This window comes from Devosia limi DSM 17137, from assembly GCF_900128975.1.
GTDB lineage: Bacteria > Pseudomonadota > Alphaproteobacteria > Rhizobiales > Devosiaceae > Devosia > Devosia limi.
In genome coordinates, this window is sequence record NZ_FQVC01000001.1 from 610,576 (window position 1) to 634,925 (window position 24,350).

Consider the following 24,350-nt stretch of genomic DNA (forward strand, 5'->3'; position numbering starts at 1 on the left):
ATTGTCTTGGTGGCGCCGCGCTTGTAGACCGGGGGCCGGAATGTCGGGACCGCACGACGAGATTTCACCGAACGATATTGCAATTGTCGGCATGGCGATGCGGGTGCCCGGCGCCAGCACTGTCGATGCGTTCTGGTCCAATCTGGTCAATGGCGTCGAGTCGATCCGCCCGCTGACGGCAGGGGAGGTCGCCGCTGCTGCCCTTGCCGGCGATCCCGTCGATGACCGTCGCTATGTGCAGCGCACCGCGGACCTGCCGGAAATGGAAATGTTTGATCCCGACTTTTTTGGGCTGAGCCCCAAGGAAGCCGCGATCATGGATCCGCAACATCGCCATTTCCTGGAATGCGCCTGGGAGGCGCTTGAGGATGCCGGACGCATGCCTGACCGCGAAGTCGACCCGGTGGGTGTCTTCGCCGCCAGCGGCATGGGCAGCTATTTCTACTTCAACGTCTGCAGCAATCGTGAACTGGTCGAGCAGACCGGCATGTTCCTGCTGCGCCACACCGGCAATGACAAGGATTTTCTCTCCACCCGCGTCTCGTTCTCCTTCGACCTGCGGGGCCCCAGCGTCAACGTGCAGACCGCCTGTTCCAGCTCACTGGTCGCCGTCCACTACGCCGCCCAGAGCCTGATGAATGGCGAATGCGGCATGGCCCTTGCCGGCGGCGTAACCATCGAACAGCCGCACCGGCGCGGCTATGTCTATCAGGATGGCGAAATCCTCTCGCCGGAGGGTCATTGCCGAGCCTTCGACCACCGGGCAGCCGGCACGGTTTTTGGCAGCGGCGTCGGCATCGTGGTTCTGCGCCGCCTCTCGGACGCCATCGCCGATGGCGACACCATTCATGCCGTGATCAAGGGCTCGGCCATCAACAATGATGGGGCCAGCAAGGCGGGCTATTTGGCGCCCAGCGTCACCGGCCAGGCCGAGGCGATCATCGAAGCCCAGGGCATTGCCAATATTGCCGCCGATAGCATCGGCTATGTCGAGTGCCATGGCACCGGCACTTATCTCGGCGACCCCATTGAAATCGAGGCGCTGACCGAGGCTTTCCGCCTCAGCACCGACAAGCGCAACTATTGCCGCATCGGCTCGGTAAAATCCAATATCGGCCACCTTGATACTGCAGCCGGCGTGGTCAGCCTGATCAAGGCCTCCCTGGCGGTCAAGCATGGGGTCATTCCGCCAACCCTGGGGTATGAAAAGCCCAACCCCGCTATCAATTTTGCCGCCAGCCCCTTCGTGGTCAACGACAAGCTTGCCGATTGGCCCGCCAGCGCCCGGTTGCGTCGTGCCGGCGTCAATTCGCTCGGCGTTGGTGGCACCAATGCGCATGTGATTGTCGAACAACCGCCCGCCCGCAAAGCCACCCCGGCAAACGATGATGACGTGCATCTGCTGGTGCTCTCGGCCAAGAGCCGCAAGGCCGTCGAAGCGGCCCAGGCGCATTTGGGCGCAGCCATTGCCGCCAATCCGGATCTGGCGCTTGCCGATGTCGCCCATACGCTGGTGGCCGGCCGCAGGAGCTTTGAACATCGCGCCGCCGTCGCCGTGCGTGGCCGGGCCGATGCGATTGCCGCCTTGACCCAGCCTGAGCTCAAGCGCGCGATGGGCCACGCGTTTGTTGAGAACAGCTCAGGCGCCGTGTTTCTCTTCCCGGGCGGTGGAGCCCAGCATCACGGCATGGCCCGCAGCCTCTATGCCAATGACCCGCACTTCCGCTCGATCGTCGATGAGGGGCTGGGCTATCTCCCGGCAACCGCCGCCGCAGAACTGCGCGCCAGCTGGCTGGATGCAACGGTCCCCGATCCGCGTCTGGCGCTGCCATCGGTCCAACTGCCGGCGATCCTGATCGTTGAAATCGCCATCGCCCGCCTCTGGTTGGCGCGCGGCATCAATCCCGTCGCCCTGGTCGGTCATTCCATGGGCGAAAATGCCGCCGCCTGCATCGCCGGGGTGATGAGCTTCAGCGACGCGGTCAATCTTGTCCGGGTGCGCGGCGAACTGTTTGAAACGCTGGAAAAAGGCGGCATGCTCAGCGTCTCGATGGCCGCCGAACAATTGCGGGCCATTCTGCCGGCCGAACTCGATATGGCTTCGGTCAACGCGCCTGGGCTCTGCGTGGTTTCCGGCCTGCCTGCCGATCTCGATAGATTCGCCGCCGTGCTGCGGGATCGTGGCATCGACGCGACGCCGATTGCCATCGACGTTGCTGCCCACTCGCGCATGCTGGAGGCGATCCTGCCCCGGTTCAGGGCCTTCGTTGCCACACTCAGCCTGCGCGCTCCGAAGATCCCGATCATTTCCAATGTGACCGGTGCGCCCCTGTCGGCGGCCGACGCGACCAGCGCGGACTATTGGACCCGCCATCTCCGCTCGACCGTGCTGTTCGAAGCTTGCCTTGCGGCCTTGAGCGAAGACAAAGGCCGTATCTTCATCGAGGTTGGCCCGTCACGCGGACTGTCTTCTCTCGCCAAAGCCCAGGGCAATATCGACGCCAACCGGGTCATCAACTCGTTGCCACACCCTGACGAAGCCGTGGACGAGCAGCTTTATGTCACGACGGCATTCGGCCGTGCCTGGGCTGTCGGCCTGCCCGTCAAGGTGGAGGCTCCCTTCGGACAGCGCGTGAGCCTGCCGACTTATCCGTTCCAGCATCGCAAGTACTTCTTTGAGCGCCAGCAAGAGGCTGCCCGCCAGGACGCCCCTCTGCTCAAATTGGCCGATATGCTCGATTGGGGCTATCGCCCGGCCTGGAAACGTTCGGTGCCCGATACTATCGCCGGTGCCGATAGCGTGCCAAAGACCTGGCTGTTATTCGCCGACGATGGCGATACCGGGCAACAGCTTGCCACACGGCTGCGCGACGCCGGCCATCGCGTGATCGTGGTCGCATCCGGCGATGGATTTATCCGCCGCGGCCCTGATGACTATGTGCTCGCCCCCGAACACGGCCGCGAAGGTTATGACAGGCTCGTTGCCAGCTTGACAGCCGATGCAGCATTGCCGATGCGGGTCATCTATCTGCCCTTGCTCACCCATCGTGCAGCCTTCCGGCCTGGGTCCAGTTACTTTGACCGGATCCAGCAGAACGGCTTTTATGGTCTGCTGCATCTGGCCCAGGCCTTGGCCGATGCCGGCGCCTCTGACGCGCTCGGGATCACCGTGGTCACCAATGGGGCCCAGCAGGTTGATGGCGAAGGTCTCACCCAGCCGGAAAAAGCCACCATTGAAGGGCCTGCGCTGGTCATTCCGCGCGAGTTGTCCGGCGCGACCGTACGACTGGTCGATGTTGATTTGCCAATTGCGGCCGCCAATACGCCCAAGAGCCTGATTGCTGCGCTCAAGGGGCGTACGGTTTCGGCTACAACGCCATCCGCCATGCTCGAGCACCTGCTCGAGGAAGTGTTGGCGACGCCCGCGTCCGAGATTGTCGCCTGGCGGGGTAGCCGCCGCTGGTCACGGATTCATCAGCCTCTGAAGCTGGCGCCGGCAACTGACCAGGCCCCCGCTTTCCGTCAGGGGGGCGTCTATCTGCTGACCGGCGGTCTTGGCGATCTGGCCCTGACCTTTGCCGAGCAACTGGTCGATACCTACGGCGCCCGTATCATCCTGATGGCCCGCACCACCCTGCCGCCGGAGGGCGAGTGGCCGCTGCTGGAGCGAGTGCTGCCCCGTGCCGACAAACGCTATCGGGCCATCGCGGCGATATCGGCCATGCGGGCCAGGGGCGGCGAAGTCCTCGTTGTGCGCGGCGATGTCGGCAATCCAGCCGATGTGCAGGCGGCGCTTGAGCAAGCCAAGTCCAGGTTCGGCATGGTCAACGGCGTGCTGCACACCGCCGGCATTGTCGATGACGCTCCGCTCGCCACCAAAACCGATGACAGCGCCGAGAGCGTGCTGGCCCCAAAGGTTCAGGGGACGCTGGTGCTGGCCAAGGCCCTGGCCGACGAGCCGCTCGATCTGCTGGTGCTGTTCTCCTCGACCAGTACCGATACGGCGCCAGCCGGGCAGGTGGACTATGTCGGAGCCAACGCCTTCCTCAACGCCTTTGCCGAAAACCAGTCGGCGCGGGCTGACCGTCGGACCGTAGCCGTCCACTGGGGCATCTGGAATGGCGTCGGCATGGCCGCGCGCAACCTCGCCACGGACGACGATTCTGCAGCCTCGCGCGTTCTCGGTTCCGCCAAAGGTCCGTTCTTTCATCGCTGGGTCGAAGATGCCGACGGCACGCGCTGGCTGGAAGCCGAGGTCGATGCCCGCTCGTGTTGGCTGTTTGACGAACACCGCTTGGCTTCCGGGCAGGCTCTGATGCCAGGCACCGGCTATATCGAGCTGATCACGCAGGCCATGCGCGAAGCCGAAATGCCGTCGATGGCCATCGAAGACCTCGAATTCGAACGCCCGATGTTCATCGCCGACAATGAGCATCGGCTGGTCCGGCTGCGCTTTGAGCTGCATGGTGAGCGCTATCGTGTCGTGATCGCTTCGGGCAGCACCCCCGACAAGATGCAGATTCACGCCGAAGCCAGCCTGACGGCAGCGCCCAGCCTGCCACTGGACCGTGGTGCCGAGATCGCTGCCGCCCAGGCGCGCAGTACCCTGCGCTCGGACACTGCGGGGACGGGCGCAAGCCTCAGCTCGGCGCAGGAAACACACCTGCGGTTCGGTCCGCGTTGGCGTGTTCTGCGCAGTCTGGCGATCGGCCGCGACGACGCGGTGGCAACGCTGGCGCTGCCGCCTGCCTTCCAGTCTGATCTGGCGGCCGGCTATCAGGCTCATCCCGGTCTGCTGGATATCGCCACCGGTTTCGCCATGGAGCTGGTGCCGGGCTATGCCGACTCGGATGTCCTGTGGGCGCCGGCATCCTATGGGCGCATAGTGCAGGTCCAGCCGCTGCCCGCTGACGTCATCAGCTGGGTTCGCCTGGCCGACAGCACCACTTTTGGCGATGATTATGCGGCGTTCGATGTCGTCATCACCGATCCTGAGGGCAACCTCATCCTCACCGTCGACAGGCTCCTGCTCAAGCGGCTCTCCGGCGATGGTGGTTTTGGCACCGCACCGCAGGCCCATGGCCGCGAACGCCCCCAGTCGGCCGGATTGCGCCAGCTGGCTGCCCAGATGCGCCAGGGCATCCTGCCGGACCAGGCGCTTGAAGCCCTCGAACGGGCGCTCGCCACCAAGGTTGCGCAACCCATCGTCAGCTCAATGGATTTGCCTCGCCTGATCGAGCGGGCCGAAAAGCTGGCGGAAGGACCGGGCAAAAACGATCAGCTGTTCGAGCGCCCCGCGGACCTCGAGAGCGACTACGTGGCACCACGCGACGCTGTCGAAACCCGCCTTGCCGAATTCTGGCGCGAGTTGCTTGGCATTGGTCAGGTCGGCATCGAGGATAATTTCTTCGATATTGGCGGTCACTCGCTGGTCGCCGTTCGCCTGTTCCGCAGCATTCGCCAGGCTTATGGCGTGGACTTGCCGATTTCGACACTGTTCGAAGCCCCCACCATTGCGCAGCTGGCCAGGAAGCTGCCCACAGCCGAAGGCGGCGACGAAACCGGGCCTGCCGATGCGATGCCGGCGGATCAGCCAATCCATCGTGTGGCCATGCATATTGCTCCCAATGCCAATGCAACGCCGCTGTTCATCTGTGCCGGCATGTTCGGCAATATCCTCAATCTGCGTCAATTGGCGCGCCAGCTGGGGCAGGATCGCAGCGTCTACGGCCTGCAGGCCCGTGGCCTTTACGGCGAAGTGGCCCCGCACGAAACCTTCGAGGAAATGGCCGCCAGCTGCCTCGCGGAGGTCCGTGCGGTTCAGCCTGCCGGGCCCTATATGCTTGCCGGTTTCTCCGGCGGTGGCCTTGTCGCTTACGAGATGGCCCAGCAGCTGCGCCGCGAGGGTGAAACCGTCAGCCACCTGATCATGCTGGATACCCCGCTCCCCACCCAGCCGGGACTGACGACCGCCGACCTGATCAGCATGCGGCTCCAGGACATACGGCGCGAGGGAATCTCGTTCTTTTCCAACTGGATTGCGGGAAAGCTGATGTGGCGGCGCGAACTCCAGCGGCGACTGCTCAGCGAGGCTGCCGGCGTCGCCGGTACCGGCCGCTACAATAACGACGCTATCGAAGCTGCCTTCAATCGGGCTCTGCCGCGCTACGTGGTCAAGCCCTATGATGGTGACGTCACCCTGTTCCGTCCCCAACCCGAGGTGGAATATCGCCTGAGCGATGGCCGCATTCTGCAGCCCGGCCGCAAGTTCTTCTACGAGGACAATGGCTGGTCGCACTACACCCCGAACCTCACCGTGGTCGAGGTGCCTGGCGATCACAATTCCATGGTTCTCGATCCCAGTGTTCGCATATTGGCGGCCGACGCGCGCAAGGTCCTGAATAAGGCCACTGCGCAGGGGAACGAACGCTAGAGGAGCGCGCCGCCCACGAGCCGATCCGGCGCAAGGGCGGCGGCCTCCAACGGCTGCGGGCGCTCACGCTGTCCGAGGGCGAAGCCATAGACTTCGAGCACCTGCTCGGCCTTGCGGGACCAGAGAAAATGGGTCTCGACCCGATCACGCGCCCGTTTGCCGGTCTCACGCAACAGGTCCGGCTCCGAGGCGAGCTTGCCCATGGCAGCACGAAGGGCCGCCACAATTTCCTCGCGAGACCCGAGCGGTACCTTGAAGCCGGTGCCAGCGTCGACCAGCTCGCCTGGTCCGGCATAGTCCACTATAAGCGGCGGCACGCCCAGAGCCATGGCTTCGAGCACAGCGCCCCCACCGAATTCTCGGATCGAGGGAAACGCAAACAGCGTCGATCGGCTCAAGATTTCCTGTACCCTCTGATGGGCTACCCAGCCGTGAAATGTTACTGCGTCCGCAATGCCTTCGGCGATGGCCTGGGCCTTCAATTCCTCCAGCATGGGGCCGTCGCCAACAAAGTCCAGCCGCATCAGCCCTTCGCGCAGCATAGGCGCTGCCGCCTGCAGGACCATGTCGGGCCCCTTATAGGGAACCATCCGCCCAACGAAACAGGCGCGCAGCGTGCCGGGCTGATGATCGGCGCGGTGCGAGAACCGATCGGGATCGATCCCGTTCTCGGGCAAATAGATGGTGTGCGGACGAAACTGTTCGGGGATTTCCGCCTCGGTGTGGCGTGATCCGACCATGATCGCACTGGCGCGCAAGGTCTGGCGACGGCCCGGCAAGAGCTTGTAGGCGGAGCGGACATAGGAAAGCCACTCACGTTCGCGACGGCGCTCCGCGTCGAATTGCCGGGGCCAGGGCACGCCGCCATTGAGCGGACCGATCACGAATGGCACGCCCGCTTTGCGGCATTTGCCGGCCAATGAGCTGGGTATGGTCGGGGAGAGCGGCGTCAGTCGGTGAACGATATCGAATTCACCAGATTTGATGCTGCTCCCGAACAGTCGCCAGACAAGACGCTCGAAATAGCGGTAAGAGATGGCGTCAATCGCCTGGACGGTAGTCCATCCACGACCTTCCCCCATGCGCAGGACCGTTGCCAGCCGCCACAGCGGCCGGGCAATGCGTTCTGAATCGATGGCGGTAAAATCCACGCCCTCGACCAATCCGGCGCGGACCAGCGCGTCGCGGTTGCGTATCTGGGAGACGATATGAACGTCCGCCACTCCGCGCAGTGCCGAAGCCATCGACCACCCAACCAGGGGAACACTGACCCATTCGGGATTGCAGGCTTCCGCGATCAGCAGGACTTTGGGACGATGGTTCACTGGCGCGGCTCGCTTTGCCGGGGGGGCGTAAACTCGGCGATATAGAGACGCAGAAGCACCGGAACGCTGAACAGGTAGCGTTTCCAAAGCCGTTGCGGTTCTGACGATAGGCGATGCAGCCATTCCAGCCCAAACCGCTGCATCCACAGCGGCGCCCGCTTGCGCCTGCCTGTCAGAAACTCCAGCGAGGCGCCAATGCACAGCGCGGTCCCGCGGGCCGTGGCATGGCCCTTGATGTTTGCAGCCAGCCATTCCGATTGCGGGCCACCAATGGCGAAAAAGACAAACCGTGATGGCGACGCCTGAACGAAATCAATAACGGCCTGCTGCGCCTGGGGTTTCTCCAGAATGCCATGCGGCGGTGCATGCCAGCGGAAATTGACCGCCGGATAGGCCTTGGCGATATCCACGCCAATCCGATCTTCTGCGACGATCAAGGCAACATCGTCACCGGGCCGCAGCACGTCCTCAAAGATCGTGCGTGTCAGATCTGAGCCAGTGATGTGATCCAGATTCCTGCCCCGCGTCTTGGACAGCAGCCAGACTGGCTTGCTGTCACATAGCGACAGCCAGGCGTTCTCATAACAGGTGTCCAGATCATCCCGGCTCGACAGCCTGGCGATGTGATCGGCATTGGGGGTGACGATGTAGCGGAACGGCGTCTGATTGCTGCCTGCCCGCAGGGCCTCGATGACCGCATCGCGATCGATGACATCGAATGGCGCGCCGAGAAAGTGTATCCGGGACGCAATAGTCTCGCGGTTGGAAAGTGGGAGCGGCATGCCTTGGATGACCTTTGGCCGGCCAGTAGCGACTGCCGGATCTGGTGTTATGTCAGCAATATAGGGGAGGCTCGAACGATACTCTACCGTTGACCGGCCTGATGCCTAAAGAACCTTAATATCCGCGTGTATTGGTGCCGCCGAGACAAAGGAGCTAACTATTTCTGCGAAAAATGACCCGCCTGCCTGGCCAGGTGTGCATATTGAGCAGCAGCAGGAATGTGTTGGATGCGGCATGAATTTTGACGGGATCAAGGCTGGAGCCAAACGAGGCGCGCGTGGGCTTGTTGCCACGGCGGCGCGGCTGAGCGGGCTCACCGCGTCGGTCGAGCGGCGGAACGGCCAGTCCCTGACCATCCTGTGCTATCATCGGGTTCTGCCCGCCGAACAACGCGCGGCTTACCACGATCCCGACCTGGTGGTGACACCAGAAGTCTTCGCCGAGCATTGCCGGGTGCTGGCCAGATACTACGACGTGGCGCCCTTGGCGCAGAGCCTGGCAGCCTGGCAAGCCGCTGCTCCGGCCACCAGGCCGCGTGCCGCCATCACCTTCGATGACGGCTATGTGGACAATGCCCGCTATGCCGTTCCCATCCTTGCCGATTTTGGTCTCCGTGCGACGTTCTATATCGTCGCCGGACTGGTGGGTACTGAAAGTCAGACCTGGTATGACCGAGCGGGCAGGGCGCTTGTGTCGCTTGGCCGCGATGCCCGCGCCGAGGTGGGGCAAGCCAAGGCAATGACGCCTCAGGCCCGCATGGAATGGGTTGACGCTCTGGAGAAGCAGGCCGGGTCCAGTCGACCGGCGGCAGTCGACAGGATCATGGATGATGCGGCCTTGCGTGCTCTGGTGGCAGGCGGTCACGAAATCGGGTCTCACACCATGACCCACCCCTTGCTGCCGCAATTGTGGGCGGCCGAGCTCGACTTCGAAATCGCGCGCTCCAGGAGCGTCCTGGCGAAAGCGGCCAATACCGCTATTGTCGGGTTCAGCTATCCCAATGGCGACAGCACGCAGACCATCCAGCAACTGACCGAGCAGGCCGGCTATAGCTACGCCGTATCCGCCGACCCCGGTGTAAACAATCTCCAGGACTTGCAGATCATGGCGCTGAAACGCTGGTTCATCAGCCAGGATCGGCTCGTCGATGCGTCCGGTCGCGCGTCGGGCGATTTGCTGCGCATGGAAATTTCCGGCCTGTCGCGCCGCTTGCTTGGGCGCACAGCATGAAGATCGCTTACATCGCAAGCCTCTATCCCGCACCCAGTCACACCTTCATCCAGCGCGAAATCCTCGAGCTGGAAGCTTTGGGGGTTGAGATCGTGCGGTTTTCGGTGCGGCGCCCGCGCCCCGAAGATTTGCTGGACGAGACAGCCCGCAGCGAGTTTGCTAAGACCCGGTGGCTGTTGCCGCCCCCGATCCTGCCGCTGATCGGTGCCTTTGTCTGGATGCTCTTCACCCGCCCGCGCCTGGGCTTTTCGATTTTTCGCGACGCGATCGGCTCGGCACCCGGCTGGCGCGCCAAGCTGAAATGGCTGGCCTATTTTGGTGAGGCCGTCCTCCTGGCTCGCTGGTTGGTCGCCGGCGGGGTCACCCATCTGCACTGTCATTTCGGCAATGCCGGCTCCAATACTGCCTGGCTGGCCGCGCGCCTGGCACAAGTCGGGTTCAGCCTGACCTTTCATGGCATTGATCTCGATGAGCCGGACGTATTCCGGCATCGTGATAAATTGGCCGATGCCCGCTTTGCGATCTGCATCAGCGCTTATGGCCAGGGCCTGTTGCGTCACAACATTGCGCCGGCAGATGCCAGCAAGGTGACGGTGATCCGTTGCGGCTTTCCCTCGCCCGATCCGCACCGTCTTCGGCCGCCGCCTGATGCCGGTCGGCTGATCTGCGTGGCCCGCCTTTCCGACGAAAAGGGGCACGGCGTGTTGCTCGATGCGCTCGAGCTGCTCACCCGGCGTGGTGTCGATTTCCATTGCACTTTGGTCGGCGGTGGGCCGCTTGCGGAGCCAATTGCCACTGCCGTTGCGGCCAAGGGCCTGTCCGGCCGCGTCACCCTTTCAGGGGCCGTGCCGAATGCCCGAGTGGTCGAGATGATTGGCGAGGCCGACATCTCGGTACTGGCCAGCTTTGGCGAGGGTATCCCGATCGCTCTGCTGGAAGCGCTGGCCCAGCAGAGACCGGTGGTCGCTACCAGCGTCGGCGGTATTCCCGAACTGGTTATCGACGGTCAAACCGGCCTTCTGGTCCCGCCGCGCGAGCCGGTTGCGCTGGCCGATGCACTGCAGGCGCTGATTGTCGATAAGGAACTGGCCCTTCGTCTTGCCGCTGCGGGGAGGCTGCGGGTCGCCGAGATGCATGATCCCGCAGGAGCGGCGCGGGATGCCTTGGCGTTGTTTCAGCGCCATGCGGATATTCGCGGCCCGCGATCAGCCCGTCAACAGGCTGAAAAGTTTGAGCAATCCATAGAGCACGCCAAGCGCAATCGCCCATGATGCCAGTGCCAGGAACATCAGTTTCCACCCCTTGGCAATCATCGGAAACGGCCTCCGCCCGGACTTGGCTTCGTCGGTTGTTGCCATCCCGGCGGTAGCTCCACTTAACGATTTATGATCGGCGCTCCGCGGCGTCCTATCGAAGAACGGCGGCAAAACCGCGCTCTCATCATGGATAAAACAAGGCGTTAACTGTCCACACTGTGTCGACATTGCCCGCATATCTGTCCATACTTGGGTCGGAAACCACACAAATGGACGGCATCAAAACATGTCTGATGATGACAATGAGCGACGGCTTTCCCTGAGCGAAATCCAGCTTCTGGCGACTAACGTCCTGACCGCGAACGGTGTTTCGGCTGCACAGGCCGATGCGGTGGCCCGCAATGTCACTGCGGCCGAGGCCGATGAGTGCCGTTCGCACGGGGTCTATCGCCTGCTGGGCTATGTGAGAGCCGTCGCCAATGGCAAGGCCGACGGTCGGGCCGTACCCAAGCTGGTGCAGGAAACGCCGGCAATCCTGCGCGTCGATGCGGGGCGCGGCTTTGCACCGCTGGCCAATGAAGTGGGGCGGCCCGCCCTGATTGCTGCGGCCCAATCGCTTGGCATTGCCGTCTTGGCGATCAACCACTGCTACCATAACTCGGCCATGTGGGCCGATCTCGAACCCCTGGCAGAGGCCGGCCTGGTCTCAATTGGCATGACCGCCGGCCAGCGCACCGTGGCGCCCCACGGCGGCAGCAAGCCGATCTTTGGCACCAACCCGTTTGCCTTTGGTTGGCCTCGCCCCGATGGGAATCCCTTCGTCTTCGACTTTGCCACCAGCGCGGTGGCGCGTGGAGAGATCGAATTGCATCAGCGGGCGGGCAAGTCCATTCCGCTGGGCTGGGCCATCGATGCCGATGGCCAGCCAACAATCGATCCCGCATTGGGCCTGGCCGGGGCGTTGCTGCCGTTTGGCGGGCACAAGGGCACGGCCCTGGCCCTGATGGTCGAATTGCTGGCCGGCCCGATGATCGGTGATCTGACCAGCCAGGAATCCTTTGCCGAGGATGAGGGGTTGGGCAGCCCGCCACTCGGGGGCGAACTGATTATTGCCTTCGATCCCCAGCGGTTCCTCGGCGCCGGTTTCGCCAGCAATATGGCGCGCGCCGAAACCCTGTTTGCCAGCATTACCAATCAGGACGGCGTTCGGCTGGCAGGTGATCGCCGGCTGGAGGCGCGTGCCCGCTCCGCCAGCGAAGGCGTTATGGTGCCCATCCGCCTGCTGGAAGAACTGGATGCGGCCCGATCAAGCGGCATCGCCTGAGGCTTAGCCGGGTGCGTGTCCGAGCGCGCGAGAGCGGCGGACCGCGCCCTTGATCGGCCGCCGTACCAACACACGCAGCCAGCCGAGTATCCCGGTGAACGCCGGGCCTCGTCTGGGTTCAGTTTCCGTGCAGGGACTGGCATCGCCGTCCGATCGATCCGTGCACGGATAAAAGTCGCCGAGATTGAAATCCAACATGGCAGTGCAAGCCTCCTCTTGCGCAGTTCTGCTTTGCATCAATCAGCTTCTGCGTGGTCCACCCTTTTCTGCAACCATGCCAAGCAGCCGCTTGAACACCCCGGCGCTCTGGCGGATGCCGTCATGCTCGAATTCGTTGGTGATCCAGTGCTCGAGATTGCCCACCGAGGCAGCGGTTTCTAGCGACAGGGCAGCGTCCACATACATGTCATCGTGATAGATGACGGCGGCGACCGGAATGTCATTGGCCGCGAGGCGGGCTGTGTCATAGAGCGCACTATAGCGTGGCCGCTGCGCCAATGCCTCTGCCCCAGGCTTGAACGGGCGGAGCGAACGGATCTCGTCCAGCATCCAGGGAAACATCATTTCGCCGGTAAACAGCAATGGACGCCTGTCGGTGGCAAATTGGGGCAGGGTGTCCCGCACCCGTTGCGCCGCCCATCCGGTCGCACCGGCGCCCTCGCCATAAAGACTTTCCTGAAGCACCACGAACAGTGGATTGCTGTCATAGCTGGTGGCCCGCATGACCTCGGCGAGGAAATGGTCGGACAGCCTGTCGCGGGCAGGGGAGGCAAAGGCCTCATCGATCATCCAGTGGACATTCTCAAATCCCGGCGCCATGCCGAAATCGATGCCCACGGTCTGCAGCCGCTGAATGCTCAACCGGTCGCCATCGGGCAGCCGCACATCGTTATTGCCGATAAAATCGGCCAATGCGCCCACGGTGACGGCATCGTCGGGATAGCGCTGGTAATAGCGCCGGGTCTTGGCTTCGACGCGCGGATAGGTCCGCTGATACACCAATTCCGCCGAAGGGGTGATGCTGGGAAGCCCGCCGGCTACATAGCAGGCCGATAGGCCTTCGGGCGCCTGGCTCAGATAGGTCAGGGTGAGAAACCCGCCATAGCTCTGCCCCAGTGATTGCCAGAGCGTCTCGCCAAACACGGTTTTCCGCAAGTGTTCGAAGTCGGCAACGATGGAGTCGGCGCGGAAATGGGCGAGGTAATCACCCGCCGCCTGTGGATCGGTAAACTGGGCCATGGTGGCGGCGTCGACCGGCGTGCTGCGACCAGTGCCGCGTTGATCGGGCAGGATGACACGGTGCGTCTTGAGTGCCTCGCCCAGCCAGGCGGGGGCCGTCGCCGTTGGTCTCGGCGACTTGCCACCCGGACCACCCTGCAGGAAGACCAGCAGCGGCAGCTTCTCGTCCTTTTTGGCGGGATCGACGACCTCGCGTGCGAACAGTTTGATCGTCGGGCCGTCGCGGTCGCCAGACCAGTCCAGCGGCACATCGATGAGGTGGTCGCGAATGTGCCGACCGGGCATGGTGTATTGCGAGATAAGCATCGGTTCTCCTGGCACTCTGCGTGGGTCGCATTACACGCCAACCTGCCTTCGACGATGATGATCCAGTCAATAATAGCTGCTGTCAATGCGATTGTGGACAGTTTGGCGACATTAAGTGCTTGGTCTATATGGCTTTACGGAAAACGGACGGATGGGCCTTGGATTATTGTCGACAAACTAAATACAAAGGGCTAAATATGATCAACAAACCGGCGCTGGACGCCATCTCGTCATGGAGAATGCTATGCAGAAGAGCGATTTTAAGGGAGTTCTCCCGGCGATCACCACCAAGATGACCGCTGATCAGGAAGTCGATTTCGCCGGCGTCCGCGCCGACGTCGCTTTCCAGATCGAAGCCGGCGTTGATGGCATCATCGTTTGCGGCTCCCTTGGTGAAGCCTCGAGCCTGGTCGCGAGCGAGAAGTTGGCCATTGCCAAGGCCGCAATCGAGGAAGCAGCTGGCCGCGTGCCCGTACTGCTGACCATCGCCGAAGATTCCACCCGCGCTGGTGCGGCGCTGGCCGCCGAAGGTGAGAAGATCGGCGTCAAGGGCCTGATGGTCCTGCCGGCCATGCGCTACCTGGCCGATGACCGCGAGGTTGTGGCCCATTATCGCGCCATAGCTGCCGCTTCCAGCCTACCGATCATCGTCTACAACAACCCCTTGGCCTATGGCATCGACATCAGCGAAGCCATGCTCAAGGAAATGGCCGACGAGCCGAAGTTCGTCGCCATCAAGGAATCAACCGGGGATACCCGCCGCATCAACGAGACCATCAAGGCCCTCGGTGATCGCTATCAGCTGCTGACCGGCGTCGATGACCTGGCCCTGGAAAGCCTGATCCTGGGCTGCCATGGCTGGATTGCCGGGCTTGTCGTCGCTTTCCCCAAGGAAACAGTCGCGATCTACCAGCTGGTTCAGCAGGGGCGGATTTCCGAAGCGCTGGAAATCTACCGATGGTTCCTGCCGCTGCTGCACCTCGATATCGGTCCGAAATTCGTCCACAACATCAAGCTGGCCGAGCACATTGTCCGCGGCACCTCGCCGGTCATGCGCGCCCCTCGCCTTGAACTGGTCGGCGCCGAAGCCGCCCAGGTCCGTGCCGTGGTCGAAGAAGGTCTCGCGAACCGCCCGAACCTTGCCAAATACGGCTTCTGATCAGACCACCGTCGTCCGCCCTCCCCCTTGGGGGAGGGGCGCGAGTTAGGGTTTAGCGTCAGCTAAGTCTATTAAATCGAGCAGGGTGGGTATCTCTCCCGGCTTGCGGTACGGGGAATAACCCCTACTGAAACCGCCTGATCGACAAGGCCCCCGGCGTCTTCGCCCCACCAACCGCCTCGGCTATCAGCCGCGCCGTCACTGCGCTCAGCGTCAGCCCCAGATGCCCATGCCCAAACGCAAAGAGAATCCGATCATCGCCAGGATGCTGATCGATCACCGGTAAGGAATCCGGCGTCGAGGGCCGGCGCCCCATCCATTCTGTTCCACCTTCGGGAAGCGCCGGCACATAGCGGCGCATCTTGGCGCGCATCGCCTTGGCCCGGCCGAAATTGGGGCTGGTCTCCGGCTTTGCCAGTTCCACGGCCCCCCCGATGCGCAGCCCATCGACCAGTGGCACGGCAATGAACCCGTGATCGGCAAAGCCAACCGGCATGGCCAGGTTCCAGCCGAGATCGGTGTAGGTGGTATTGTAGCCGCGCTCTGTCTCCAGCAGCACTTTCAGCCCTAGGCCGCGCACCAGCTCACGCGACCAGACCCCGGCCGCGACCACCACCTTGTCGAACACTTGCTCTGGCTGGCCCTCAATGCGCAGCGCGATCCCATCGCTTCGCTGCTCGGCGCCAATCACCGTGCCGCGCACCAACTGTCCGCTGCGCCGCAGAAAATCCTGATACTGGCGCAGCACCGTCAGGGGATTGGTCACCATCCAGTAGACCGGCTGATGCACGGCCCCAAAGAACTGCCCTTCCAACTGGGGCACCATGGCGCGCGCTGTCTCTGGCGAGATGGCTTCATAGTCATAGCCCAGCGCCTGCTTGACCCCTGCGGCTTCGCGCAGCGCGCCATCAAGGCTCGCCTGGCTATCATGCAGCGAGATATAGCCCGTCTGCCGCAGATGCCCGTGAATGCCGGCGATCTCCGCCAGGGCTTCATGGTCACGCAGGGCTGTCTGCATCAAGTCGGTCAGCGCCGCCCGCGCCTTTGCTCCACGGGCTGGCGTCGATGCGGCGAGAAAGGCGATCAGCCATGGCGCCAGTGCCGGCAGGTCCTGCCAGCGCAGCGTCAGCGGCCCCAGCGGATCGAGCAGCCATTTGGGCACGGCGGTCAGCATGCCGGGGCTGGCAATCGGCGCGATCTCCGGCAGCGCGATCAGCGCGGCATTGCCCGACGATGTCGGCAGCCCCTCAGGATCGGCGTCAAACACAGTTACCGCATGCCCATCGCCAATCAGCCGCGTGCCAATCGCCGCGCCCACGATCCCGGCTCCCACTACGCCAATGCGCGCCATAAGCGGTTGTCCTTCTAAAGAGTGATGTCGGAAACCGTATCGCGGGCGATATAGCTCTGGATCTGCCGCACGATCTGGGCGGCATGCTCGGCCGCCAGGGCGTCGGCGCGGTTGGCCTCGCCTTTCTCGACGGCATCCACGATGCTGCCGTGCTCGTCCACATATTGGTGGGGCAGGCGGTCATCGAATGACTGATAGTAGATGCGCAGGATCCGCCGGCCTTCATCGAGCAGGCGGGTAAACAAAGCGGTGAAGTAGCTGTTGCCGCCCGCCTCGGCGATGGCGACGTGGAAGTCACGATTGGCCTGGATCATGTCGAGGGCATCGCGGCGTTCCACGGCATCTGCATAGGCAGCTTCGAAGCCGCGAATGGTCACCATTTGCTCGGGCCGACGATTGATTGCCGCCGCGCGCGTCGTCACCCGATACATCAGCGTCAGCGCCTCGAAATAGACCGGCAATTGCGCGAAATCGATGGTGGCAACCACGGTATTGCGATTGGGTAGCGTCTTGGCCAGCCCTTCGGCCACCAGCCGCACCAGTGCCTCGCGGATCGGCGTGCGCGACATCTCGAACTGTTCCGAGAGCGTCACTTCATCGAGGGGACTACCGGGCTCCAGCGCCAGTTCCAGAATGGCCTGCCGCAATTGCAGGTACACGGTCTGCGCGCCGGAGCCGCGGGTGCGATCCGGCTTGCCTGGCTGGTCGACTTTTGCCAGTTTGTCGGTTGTATCCTGCGTTTTCACGTTTTGGCTCCGTTGCTCGCACGGCCACGATTGCCGGCGAAATGGGTGATTTGCTCAGCCAGCCACTGGCGATGGGTTCAAGCCAGCGACCTGTTCCAGCACGCCTGAACCAGTACATTGCAATTTCGACGTCGCCATGCAAGTTAAACCGTATTCAGTTTGTCGACAAACGAATTGAGCGTTCTCTCTGAAAGGAAGCCGCCGCATGCGCTGGTCAAAAACCGTCACCTTGGTTGAAGCTCATGCGGAGGGCGAGGTGGGGCGCATCGTCACCGGCGGGGTCATCGACGTGCCGGGCGCCACGATTGCCGACAAGCTGCGTCACCTCAACGAGGTCGACGATAGCCTGCGTCGCTTCCTGGTGTTCGAGCCACGCGCTTCTGCGCAGATGAGCACCTGCCTGATTTTCCCACCGACCCGGCCCGATGCCGATATCGCCTTCCTGATCCTGCAGGGCGACAAGGCTCATGCCATGTCCGGCTCCAACAGCATCTGCCTGACCACGGTGCTGCTGGAAACCGGCATGCTGCCGATGCAGGAACCCGAAACCATCGTGCGGATCGAAACCGCCTCCGGTATCGTCACCGCCCGCGCCACCTGCCGCAACGGCAAGTGCGAACGCGTGACGCTCACCATGAACCCGTCCTATGCCGACCAGCTCGACGCCGTGGTCGATGTGGAAGGCTATGGCAAGGTCAAAGTCGATATCGCCTATGGCGGCATTTTCTATGCGCTGATCGATCCGGCGCAGCTGAGTCTGGAAATTCGCCCCGATCAGGCCAGGAAGCTGGTCGAAGCCGGTAGCGCTATCCACCGTGCCGTCAATGCCCAACTGACCATCGCTCATCCCGAGATCGAAGCGATCAAGGGCATCTCATACACAATGTTCAACAGCGTCAACGAGGCTGGCGAGCTCAAGGGCGCCACCATCATGCCCCCGGGCCGCATCGATCGTTCGCCCTGTGGCACCGGCAATTCCGCCCGCCTCGCCGTCGCCGCCGCGCGAGGCCTCGCCAAGCCGGGTGACCGCTTCACCGCGCGCTCGATCATCGATTCAACCTTTGAAGTGACCTATGCCAGCGACACCACCGTCGCCGGCCGCCCTGCCGTCCAGCCCATCATCTCCGGGCGCGGCTGGATCCACGGCATCCACCAGATTGGCGTCGACCCCACCGACCCCTATCAGCAGGGCTATTCCGTCTCCGACACCTGGGGCGATGCGTTCGACCTGATGAACTAGACACTTGGTCATTCCCGCACAGGCGGGAATCTTCTTCCTGCAGTATCAAGCCAGGGACCCGTGGCTCGAACGCCAACTATCCCACCCACCGCGCTGCCCACGGACTTGATCCGTGGGCCACCCTCAGCGCGGCATGAGCGGCGAATGACCTCGGGATCAAGTCCGAGAGCAGCCCGGTGCAGGGCAGGGGATAGCGTCAGAAACTATCCGTCTATTTGGCAGACTGCTTACGCACCAACTATCCCACCCACCGCGCTGCCTACGGACCTGATCCGTGGGCAGCCGCGTGCGCGACGACAGCGCGCGCCAAAAGCTAGCCCTAAAAAGCCCAGGCCTATTTCCCCGCCGGCTTCTCCAGTAATTCCCCGCCAATGGCCCAGTTGCTGCGGGCCACATCGTCAAACACCACCCAGACGCTTTCGCGCTTGGCGCCGCCATGCTCGACAAAGGCATCGGCAATGGCTCGCGCCAATGCCGCCTTCTGCTCCGCAGAGCGGCCGTCGAGCATTTCGATCTTCACGTAAGGCATGGTCAGAAGCGCCCCTCCATGGGCCAGGTGTCGGACAGGCGATAGCCTGTGGGATAGGGGTCCATCGGGTCGAGCATGTGCTGGTGCGTCCCGGTAATCCAGGCGCTGCCGGCAATGATCGGCACAATGGCTTTCCGCTGGCCTAGCATGATTTCGCTATCGATGTGGCAATCGAAGCGTGAGCCGATAATCGAGCGCCCGATAAAGGACTCGCCAACCCTGAGTTGCCCCTTGGCATGCAACACCGCCATACGGGCCGAACAGCCGGTGCCGCAGGGCGACCGATCGATCTTGCCCGGCCGGATCGCCACGGCATTGGCCGCTGTCAGCACGCCCTCGGCATCCCGCGTCACCGGCGCCGCCACCTGGCAGAACGAGAAGTGGTTCCAGTCGGCATTGGTCGGGTGGTTGAACCCCAGCTGCTCATTGGCCGCCTGGGTAATCTTCATGCCCGTCAGCGCAATATCGCGCGCTTCGTCCGGGGTAATGGCAAAGCCCAACGCGTTGCTATCCACAATGACAAAACTGTCCCCGCCATAGGCGGTGTCGACAGTCAGCGTTCCCACGCCTTCCACTTCCAGAATCGCGTCCAGCTTGTCGGCAAAGCTTGGGTGGTTCTTGATCGCAACGCGCTCGGCCTTGCCGTTGCGGCACTGCGCCACCACTTCGATCAGCCCGCCCGGCGCTTCCAGCACCATGCGCGTTTCCGGCTCGGTCATCGGGATAATACCGGCGTCGAGCAGCACGGTGGAGACGCACATCGAATTGGACCCCGACATGGGCGGGGTATCCTGCGGCTCCATGATGATCCAGCCCATCTGGGCCCGCGGGTCCTTCGGCGGCACCAGCAGGTTGACGTGGCGAAAAACCCCGCCGCGCGGCTCCTGCAGCATGAAATTGCGCAGCGTCTCGTCATTGGCAATGAAGCTGCGCTGCGCCCAGATGGTATCGCCGGGCGGCGGCGCCACGCCGCCGGTGATGACGTCCCCCACTTCCCCTTCTGCATGGCAGGAAATGGTCTGGATGATCTTGCTGGTGCGCATCAGGCTGGATTTCCGATAATCATGACCGGCTCGCCCAGAACCTCGAACCGCGGAATGATCCCGAGGCCAGGCTCTTCCGAAGCCGACATATTGCCGTTGACACGTTCGGGGGCGCCCTCGGCAATCGAGACGGTGCCGTAGGAGTTGAAGTCGGTGGCCGACAGATAGAATTTTTCCGGCGTCGAAGCGGCGAGATGGGCGATGGTGGCGGTGACGATATCGCCGCCCCAGGTGTCCTCGATGGTCATGGGAATGCCCGAAGCGACACAGAGATCGCGCATCAGCTTGGCCTTGGTCAGCCCGCCGACCTTGGAGATCTTGAGATTGATCGCGTCCATGCCGTCTTCGGCAATGGCCTTGAGCAGGCTGTCGGCGCCCCCGATGACTTCGTCCAGCACGAAAGGCAGGCTGGTGCGGCGGCGGATCGAGAGGCTCTCCTCGTAGCTCATGCAGGGCTGCTCGATGTAGACATCGAGGTCGCGCACCGCATTCACCACCCGCGCCGCGTCGGCCATGGTCCAGCCGGTATTGGCATCGCAGACCAGGATGTCGGTCGGTTTCAGAATATTCCGGCAGGCCCGGATGCGCTCGATATCGTCATTGGCATTGCCGCCGACCTTGAGCTGGAATTTGGTATATCCCTCGGCCCGATAGCCATCGATCTTGCGGGCCATGATCTCGGGGTCTTCCTGCGAGATGGCGCGGTACAGCGCAATCTCTTTCTGCTCGAAGCCGCCAAGCAGCTTGTAGAGCGGCAGGCCCGCGACCTTGCCCAGAATGTCCCAGCAGGCAATATCGATCGGCGCCTTCACATAGGGATGGCCGCGCAACACCGCGTCCATATGGCGGTTGAGCGGGCCAAGATCGGTCGGGTCCATGCCGATCAGTTTCGGCCCGATTTCGCCAATGCCGGCGCGCACGCCCAGCGCATAGCTCGGCAGATAGGCTGAGCCCAGCGGGCAGCATTCCGCATAACCGGTAATGCCCGCATCGGTTTCCACCGCCACCACCGTGGTGTCGAAAACCTCCATGTAATTGCCGCCCGACCAGCTATAGCGGCCTTCCTTGAGTGGCAGGTCGACCTGCCACGCCGTGATCGCGGTGATTTTCATCGGGGCCTCTTCAAGCCAGGGAGGGGAATGAGCGCCTAGAGCACCGAGGCGAGAAACTGCGCGGTCTCTGGTCGTTGCGGGTTGCCGAAAATCTGCTCGGGGGTGCCGATCTCATGCATCTTGCCGGACTTGAAAAACGCCACCCGGTCAGAAACCTCGCGGGCAAATGCCATTTCGTGGGTGACCAGGATCATGGTCATACCCTCCTTGGCCAGGAGCCGCATGGTGTCGAGCACTTCGCCCACCAATTGTGGATCGAGCGCCGAGGTCACCTCGTCGAACAGCATATATTGCGGTTCCATTGCCAGCGCCCGGGCAATCGCCATGCGCTGCTGCTGGCCACCCGAGAGCTTGCTGGGATAAACGTCGAGCTTGTCGCCCAGCCCCACATGCTCCAGCTGCTTGCGCCCGATGGCATCCGCTTCGGCTTTGGATTTCTTCAGCACCTTGCGCGGTGCCAGCGTCACGTTTTCCAGCACGGTCAGGTGCGGAAAGGCGTTCCATTGCTGAAACACGATGCCGATCTTGGTGCGCAACTTGTTGATGTCGGTGCCCTTGGCATGCACCTCGATCCCGTCGACGCGGATACTGCCGCTCTGAATGGGTTCCAGCCCATTGATGCACATCAGCAGGGTCGATTTGCCCGATCCCGAGCCGCCGATAATGGAGACAACCTCGCCCTTCTTCACAGTCAGGCTCACATTGTCGAGGACCTTGAGGTCGCCGAAGGACTTATGAACGTTCTCGATCTCAATCATTTTCGCGCCATTTTCTTTCCAGCCGCGCGCCCAGGCGCGAGATCGGGAAGCTGATGATGAAGTAGATGAGCCCGGCGACTGTGAGGACGAACAGCGGCTCCTGAATGCGGGTGACGATGATCTGCGATGAGCGCAGCAGCTCGATAATGCCGAGCCAGGAGACCAGCGCCGTATCTTTCATCACCCCCAGCGTCAGGCCGATCCAGCTCGGCAGCATGATGCGCAGCGCGATCGGATAGACGATCTGGGTCATGTCCTGCCACCAGGTCATACCCAGCGAGCGTGCGGCCCGACGCGTCGTCACCGGCACGGCCGCAATGCCGCCACGCACTAGCTCCGAGCAATAGGCCGAAGTATAGAGCGCCAACACGATGCAGGAGACCACGAAGGCGCTGATATTGAGCCCGGCAATCGCCTGGAAGGCGTTGACCAGCACCAGCTGGATCAGCAGCGGCACCGACCGGAAGATATCCAGCACGAAGGCGAGTGGCGCAGTGGCCCACCATGGCGTCGTGGCGCGGAACACGCCGAAGATGATCCCCAGAATGGTGCCGCCCAGCATGGCCCAGAAGGTGATGAGCAGCGTGACGCCTGCGCCCTGCAGCAGGAACATGACATCGTTGAGGCTGAGACTGGTCTGGAACATGTCGCCCCCTCAATACCGGAACAGGCGGTAGGCGAAGGCCCGCGCGCCGAGGGTGACCGCTTTGGCGATGAGGTAGTACAGCACCGCAGCGATGGCGAAATATTCGAAGGTCCGGAAGGTCTTGACGTTCAGCTCCTGCGTCACGCCGGTCAGGTCGGAATTGAGGCCGACGACCACGCCCAGCGAGGTCATCAGGATCGCCCAGACCATCTGGTTGGTCATCGGATAGAACACGGCGCGGAACATCTGCGGCAGCACAATCAGCCGGAAAGCACTGATCGGCCCAAAGCCCAGCGATCGCGCCGCCCGCACCTGTGTCGCCGGCACGGCGCGCAGGCCACCGCGGAAAGTCTCTGCCAGATAACCGGCATTGTTGAAGGCAATGCCGGAGAGCAACGCCACAAAGCTGTCGAGATGGATGCCGAACTGTCCAAGGCCGAAATAGGCCATATAGATCTGGAACAGGGCAGGGGTATTGCGGGCGATTTCGATCCAGGTACCGGCGATACCACGCAGGATCTTGCTGCTCGAGCCGCTCATCACCGCCAGCACTACGCCGATCAGGATGCCGATGATCATCGATATGACAGCGATCTGCAGCGTCACCACTGCCCCGCCCAGCATTTGCGGCAGGGCCTGGATGGCAGGACGCCAATGGAAGGTGTAGTTGAACATTAAAGACGCGTTCCCATCGATGCGATGTCAGGATGCGGCGGCTTGAAGGTTTCCTGAAACAAAAGGGGGAGTGTCCATCGCTGGACGCTCCCCCAAGTCAGGTCAGTAATACACACCCGGTACGGTCAGGTTCGGCGGTTCGCCTTCGCCGATCCATTTGGCGTAGAGCTCGGCATAGCGGCCGGTGCGGATCTGCTGATTGACGAACAGGTTGAGGTAATTGATCAGGCCCTGTTCGTTGCGCAGGGTGATCAGGCCGACATAGTCGATTTCATAGGGCGCTTTGCCGCCCATGATAAAGCCGGGGAAATTGCCGGAGGCAATGGTCGAGCCGGCGACGGTGGAGGTGACGACAGTGGCGTCGATCTGTCCCTGGTTCAGCGCCAGCATCACGTCGGCCTGGGTCTGGTAGGAGCGGAACGAACCCGCAGGGTCGGCCCATTCGGCGACGCTTTGTTCAAGCGCAATGGCCTCGTAAGTGCCGGAGGTCGAGCCGACCTTCTTGCCCTTGAGGCTCTCGTAATCGGCAATGCCAAGGCCGTCCTTGGTCAGGACCACCATTTCAAAGGCGAAATAGGGGATGGAGAAGCCAACGGTCTTGGCGCGTTCCAGCGTGTCCGATGTTGAGGCGACGCCCACATCCACGCGGCCCGAGATCAGCGCGGGAATACGGTCCGGGAACGGTGTCTCGACGATCTCGGCCGTCACGCCCAGCACGGCGGCGAGGTCGTTGCAGGTATCGACGTCAAACCCCACGGGAGTGTTGCTGGCGTCGCGCGATCCCATCGGCGGAAAGTCCAGCACCACTGCGCAGCGCAAGGTTCCCGAAGCAATGATGTCGTCGAGTTTGTCCGCATAGGTCGGCAGCGCGGCAGCGGTAAGAGAGGCAATCGCTACGGCGGCAGTCAGCATGAATTTCATGACGTCCCCATTTCATTGAAGCCGAGCACTCACTCGACTTTTCGTATACGATATCCTAAACAGATAAGAAGCGTATACGATCTCCTAATGCCGTCAACCCCTCTACAGACCCTTGTGCGCAATTTGTCGACAAGGATGCAGCCACACGCCGGGCGGGCTCGACCTCGACGTCACTAGCTCGCCCCGGCATTTTCTTTGGTCGAATAAAGCGTTGTCCGGCGGACGGATTGCGGGAATTCGACCTGCCGACTCGCCCGCCAACCCAGTACTGATG

The 24,350-nt window shown here is 62.6% G+C and carries 18 protein-coding genes; 6 read left to right on the plus strand and 12 right to left on the minus strand.

Translation table 11 applies throughout. The features are described 5' to 3' along the window. The first annotated feature begins 40 nt into the window (after positions 1–40). Positions 41–6,433: a type I polyketide synthase gene (locus tag BUA69_RS02750; RefSeq protein WP_046136397.1), complete on the plus strand. Its 6,393-nt coding sequence runs from the start codon at positions 41–43 to the stop codon at positions 6,431–6,433. Here BUA69_RS02750 and BUA69_RS02755 read toward each other — a convergent pair. Then, positions 6,430–7,758 (minus strand): glycosyltransferase family 4 protein, encoded by a 1,329-nt coding sequence (locus BUA69_RS02755; RefSeq protein ID WP_046136396.1) that lies wholly within the window; start codon positions 7,756–7,758, stop codon positions 6,430–6,432. The genes BUA69_RS02750 and BUA69_RS02755 overlap by 4 nt on opposite strands. Continuing rightward, on the minus strand, positions 7,755–8,540 hold the full coding sequence (locus tag BUA69_RS21130; protein ID WP_046136395.1) for a WecB/TagA/CpsF family glycosyltransferase: 786 nt from the start codon (positions 8,538–8,540) through the stop codon (positions 7,755–7,757). Before BUA69_RS21130 ends, BUA69_RS02755 begins: the two co-directional genes overlap by 4 nt. 235 nt (positions 8,541–8,775) lie before the next feature. Between BUA69_RS21130 and BUA69_RS02765 the strand changes: the two genes are divergently transcribed. The 3 genes from BUA69_RS02765 (at position 8,776) to BUA69_RS02775 (ending at position 12,351) form a co-directional block, all read left to right on the plus strand. After that, a complete protein-coding gene (locus BUA69_RS02765) occupies positions 8,776–9,771 on the plus strand; it encodes a polysaccharide deacetylase family protein (protein ID WP_046136394.1) in 996 nt (331 codons plus the stop codon). Continuing rightward, on the plus strand, positions 9,768–11,042 hold the full coding sequence (locus BUA69_RS02770; RefSeq protein ID WP_046136393.1) for a glycosyltransferase family 4 protein: 1,275 nt from the start codon (positions 9,768–9,770) through the stop codon (positions 11,040–11,042). Before BUA69_RS02765 ends, BUA69_RS02770 begins: the two co-directional genes overlap by 4 nt. A 271-nt stretch (positions 11,043–11,313) precedes the next feature. Next, positions 11,314–12,351, plus strand: a complete 1,038-nt coding sequence (locus tag BUA69_RS02775) for an Ldh family oxidoreductase (RefSeq protein WP_046136392.1) — start codon at positions 11,314–11,316, stop codon at positions 12,349–12,351. Positions 12,352–12,591: 240 nt separating this feature from the next. On the opposite strand, the gene BUA69_RS02780 is transcribed toward BUA69_RS02775, so the two are convergent. After that, positions 12,592–13,896 (minus strand): alpha/beta fold hydrolase, encoded by a 1,305-nt coding sequence (locus tag BUA69_RS02780; RefSeq protein WP_046136391.1) that lies wholly within the window; start codon positions 13,894–13,896, stop codon positions 12,592–12,594. A 244-nt stretch (positions 13,897–14,140) separates the two neighbouring features. Between BUA69_RS02780 and BUA69_RS02785 the strand changes: the two genes are divergently transcribed. Further along, entirely contained in the window at positions 14,141–15,055 is a 915-nt protein-coding gene (locus BUA69_RS02785; protein ID WP_046136390.1) for a dihydrodipicolinate synthase family protein, read from the plus strand. Between the two features lie 124 nt (positions 15,056–15,179). Here the strand turns inward: BUA69_RS02785 and BUA69_RS02790 are convergent, their stop codons facing one another. After that, positions 15,180–16,406 carry an NAD(P)/FAD-dependent oxidoreductase gene (locus BUA69_RS02790; protein ID WP_046136389.1) on the minus strand — a complete coding sequence of 409 codons (1,227 nt, stop codon included), beginning with the start codon at positions 16,404–16,406 and terminating at the stop codon, positions 15,180–15,182. 14 nt (positions 16,407–16,420) lie between these two features. Next, positions 16,421–17,152: a GntR family transcriptional regulator gene (locus tag BUA69_RS02795; protein WP_244468799.1), complete on the minus strand. Its 732-nt coding sequence runs from the start codon at positions 17,150–17,152 to the stop codon at positions 16,421–16,423. Between the two features lie 205 nt (positions 17,153–17,357). On the opposite strand from BUA69_RS02795, the gene BUA69_RS02800 reads away from it, so the two are divergent. Continuing rightward, complete coding sequence (locus tag BUA69_RS02800) at positions 17,358–18,392, plus strand: proline racemase family protein (protein WP_046136388.1); 1,035 nt, start codon at positions 17,358–17,360, stop codon at positions 18,390–18,392. Between the two features lie 334 nt (positions 18,393–18,726). Here BUA69_RS02800 and BUA69_RS02805 read toward each other — a convergent pair whose 3' ends face one another. The 7 genes from BUA69_RS02805 to BUA69_RS02835 all read right to left on the minus strand — a co-directional run bounded on the left by BUA69_RS02805 (position 18,727) and on the right by BUA69_RS02835 (position 24,067). Then, the gene (locus BUA69_RS02805; RefSeq protein ID WP_046136387.1) at positions 18,727–18,921 is read right to left on the minus strand and encodes a 2-hydroxymuconate tautomerase; all 195 of its coding nucleotides are present in this window, start codon (positions 18,919–18,921) and stop codon (positions 18,727–18,729) included. A gap of 2 nt (positions 18,922–18,923) precedes the next feature. Continuing rightward, positions 18,924–19,964, minus strand: coding sequence for a trans-3-hydroxy-L-proline dehydratase (locus BUA69_RS02810; protein ID WP_046136386.1), 1,041 nt, complete (start codon positions 19,962–19,964; stop codon positions 18,924–18,926). Further along, on the minus strand, positions 19,964–21,076 hold the full coding sequence (locus BUA69_RS02815) for a cis-3-hydroxy-L-proline dehydratase (protein WP_046136385.1): 1,113 nt from the start codon (positions 21,074–21,076) through the stop codon (positions 19,964–19,966). The genes BUA69_RS02810 and BUA69_RS02815 overlap by 1 nt, the downstream gene beginning before the upstream one ends. A 35-nt stretch (positions 21,077–21,111) precedes the next feature. Beyond that, complete coding sequence (locus tag BUA69_RS02820; protein ID WP_046136384.1) at positions 21,112–21,834, minus strand: amino acid ABC transporter ATP-binding protein; 723 nt, start codon at positions 21,832–21,834, stop codon at positions 21,112–21,114. Beyond that, positions 21,827–22,480 (minus strand): amino acid ABC transporter permease, encoded by a 654-nt coding sequence (locus BUA69_RS02825; RefSeq protein ID WP_046136383.1) that lies wholly within the window; start codon positions 22,478–22,480, stop codon positions 21,827–21,829. Before BUA69_RS02825 ends, BUA69_RS02820 begins: the two co-directional genes overlap by 8 nt. Positions 22,481–22,489: 9 nt before the next feature. Beyond that, positions 22,490–23,155: an amino acid ABC transporter permease gene (locus BUA69_RS02830; RefSeq protein ID WP_046136382.1), complete on the minus strand. Its 666-nt coding sequence runs from the start codon at positions 23,153–23,155 to the stop codon at positions 22,490–22,492. Positions 23,156–23,257: 102 nt separating this feature from the next. Beyond that, positions 23,258–24,067: an ABC transporter substrate-binding protein gene (locus tag BUA69_RS02835; RefSeq protein ID WP_046136479.1), complete on the minus strand. Its 810-nt coding sequence runs from the start codon at positions 24,065–24,067 to the stop codon at positions 23,258–23,260. Positions 24,068–24,350: the final 283 nt, after the last annotated feature.

Bases quoted from the DNA above. Each gene is read 5' to 3' on its own strand.
- BUA69_RS02750 (WP_046136397.1), top strand. From the start codon at position 41: ATGTCGGGACCGCACGACGAGATTTCACCGAACGATATTGCAATTGTC.
- BUA69_RS21130 (WP_046136395.1), bottom strand. From the start codon at position 8,540: ATGCCGCTCCCACTTTCCAACCGCGAGACTATTGCGTCCCGGATACAC.
- BUA69_RS02765 (WP_046136394.1), top strand. From the start codon at position 8,776: ATGAATTTTGACGGGATCAAGGCTGGAGCCAAACGAGGCGCGCGTGGG.
- BUA69_RS02770 (WP_046136393.1), top strand. From the start codon at position 9,768: ATGAAGATCGCTTACATCGCAAGCCTCTATCCCGCACCCAGTCACACC.
- BUA69_RS02775 (WP_046136392.1), top strand. From the start codon at position 11,314: ATGTCTGATGATGACAATGAGCGACGGCTTTCCCTGAGCGAAATCCAG.
- BUA69_RS02780 (WP_046136391.1), bottom strand. From the start codon at position 13,896: ATGCTTATCTCGCAATACACCATGCCCGGTCGGCACATTCGCGACCAC.
- BUA69_RS02785 (WP_046136390.1), top strand. From the start codon at position 14,141: ATGCAGAAGAGCGATTTTAAGGGAGTTCTCCCGGCGATCACCACCAAG.
- BUA69_RS02790 (WP_046136389.1), bottom strand. From the start codon at position 16,406: ATGGCGCGCATTGGCGTAGTGGGAGCCGGGATCGTGGGCGCGGCGATT.
- BUA69_RS02800 (WP_046136388.1), top strand. From the start codon at position 17,358: ATGCGCTGGTCAAAAACCGTCACCTTGGTTGAAGCTCATGCGGAGGGC.
- BUA69_RS02805 (WP_046136387.1), bottom strand. From the start codon at position 18,921: ATGCCTTACGTGAAGATCGAAATGCTCGACGGCCGCTCTGCGGAGCAG.
- BUA69_RS02810 (WP_046136386.1), bottom strand. From the start codon at position 19,964: ATGCGCACCAGCAAGATCATCCAGACCATTTCCTGCCATGCAGAAGGG.
- BUA69_RS02815 (WP_046136385.1), bottom strand. From the start codon at position 21,076: ATGAAAATCACCGCGATCACGGCGTGGCAGGTCGACCTGCCACTCAAG.
- BUA69_RS02820 (WP_046136384.1), bottom strand. From the start codon at position 21,834: ATGATTGAGATCGAGAACGTTCATAAGTCCTTCGGCGACCTCAAGGTC.
- BUA69_RS02825 (WP_046136383.1), bottom strand. From the start codon at position 22,480: ATGTTCCAGACCAGTCTCAGCCTCAACGATGTCATGTTCCTGCTGCAG.
- BUA69_RS02830 (WP_046136382.1), bottom strand. From the start codon at position 23,155: ATGTTCAACTACACCTTCCATTGGCGTCCTGCCATCCAGGCCCTGCCG.
- BUA69_RS02835 (WP_046136479.1), bottom strand. From the start codon at position 24,067: ATGCTGACTGCCGCCGTAGCGATTGCCTCTCTTACCGCTGCCGCGCTG.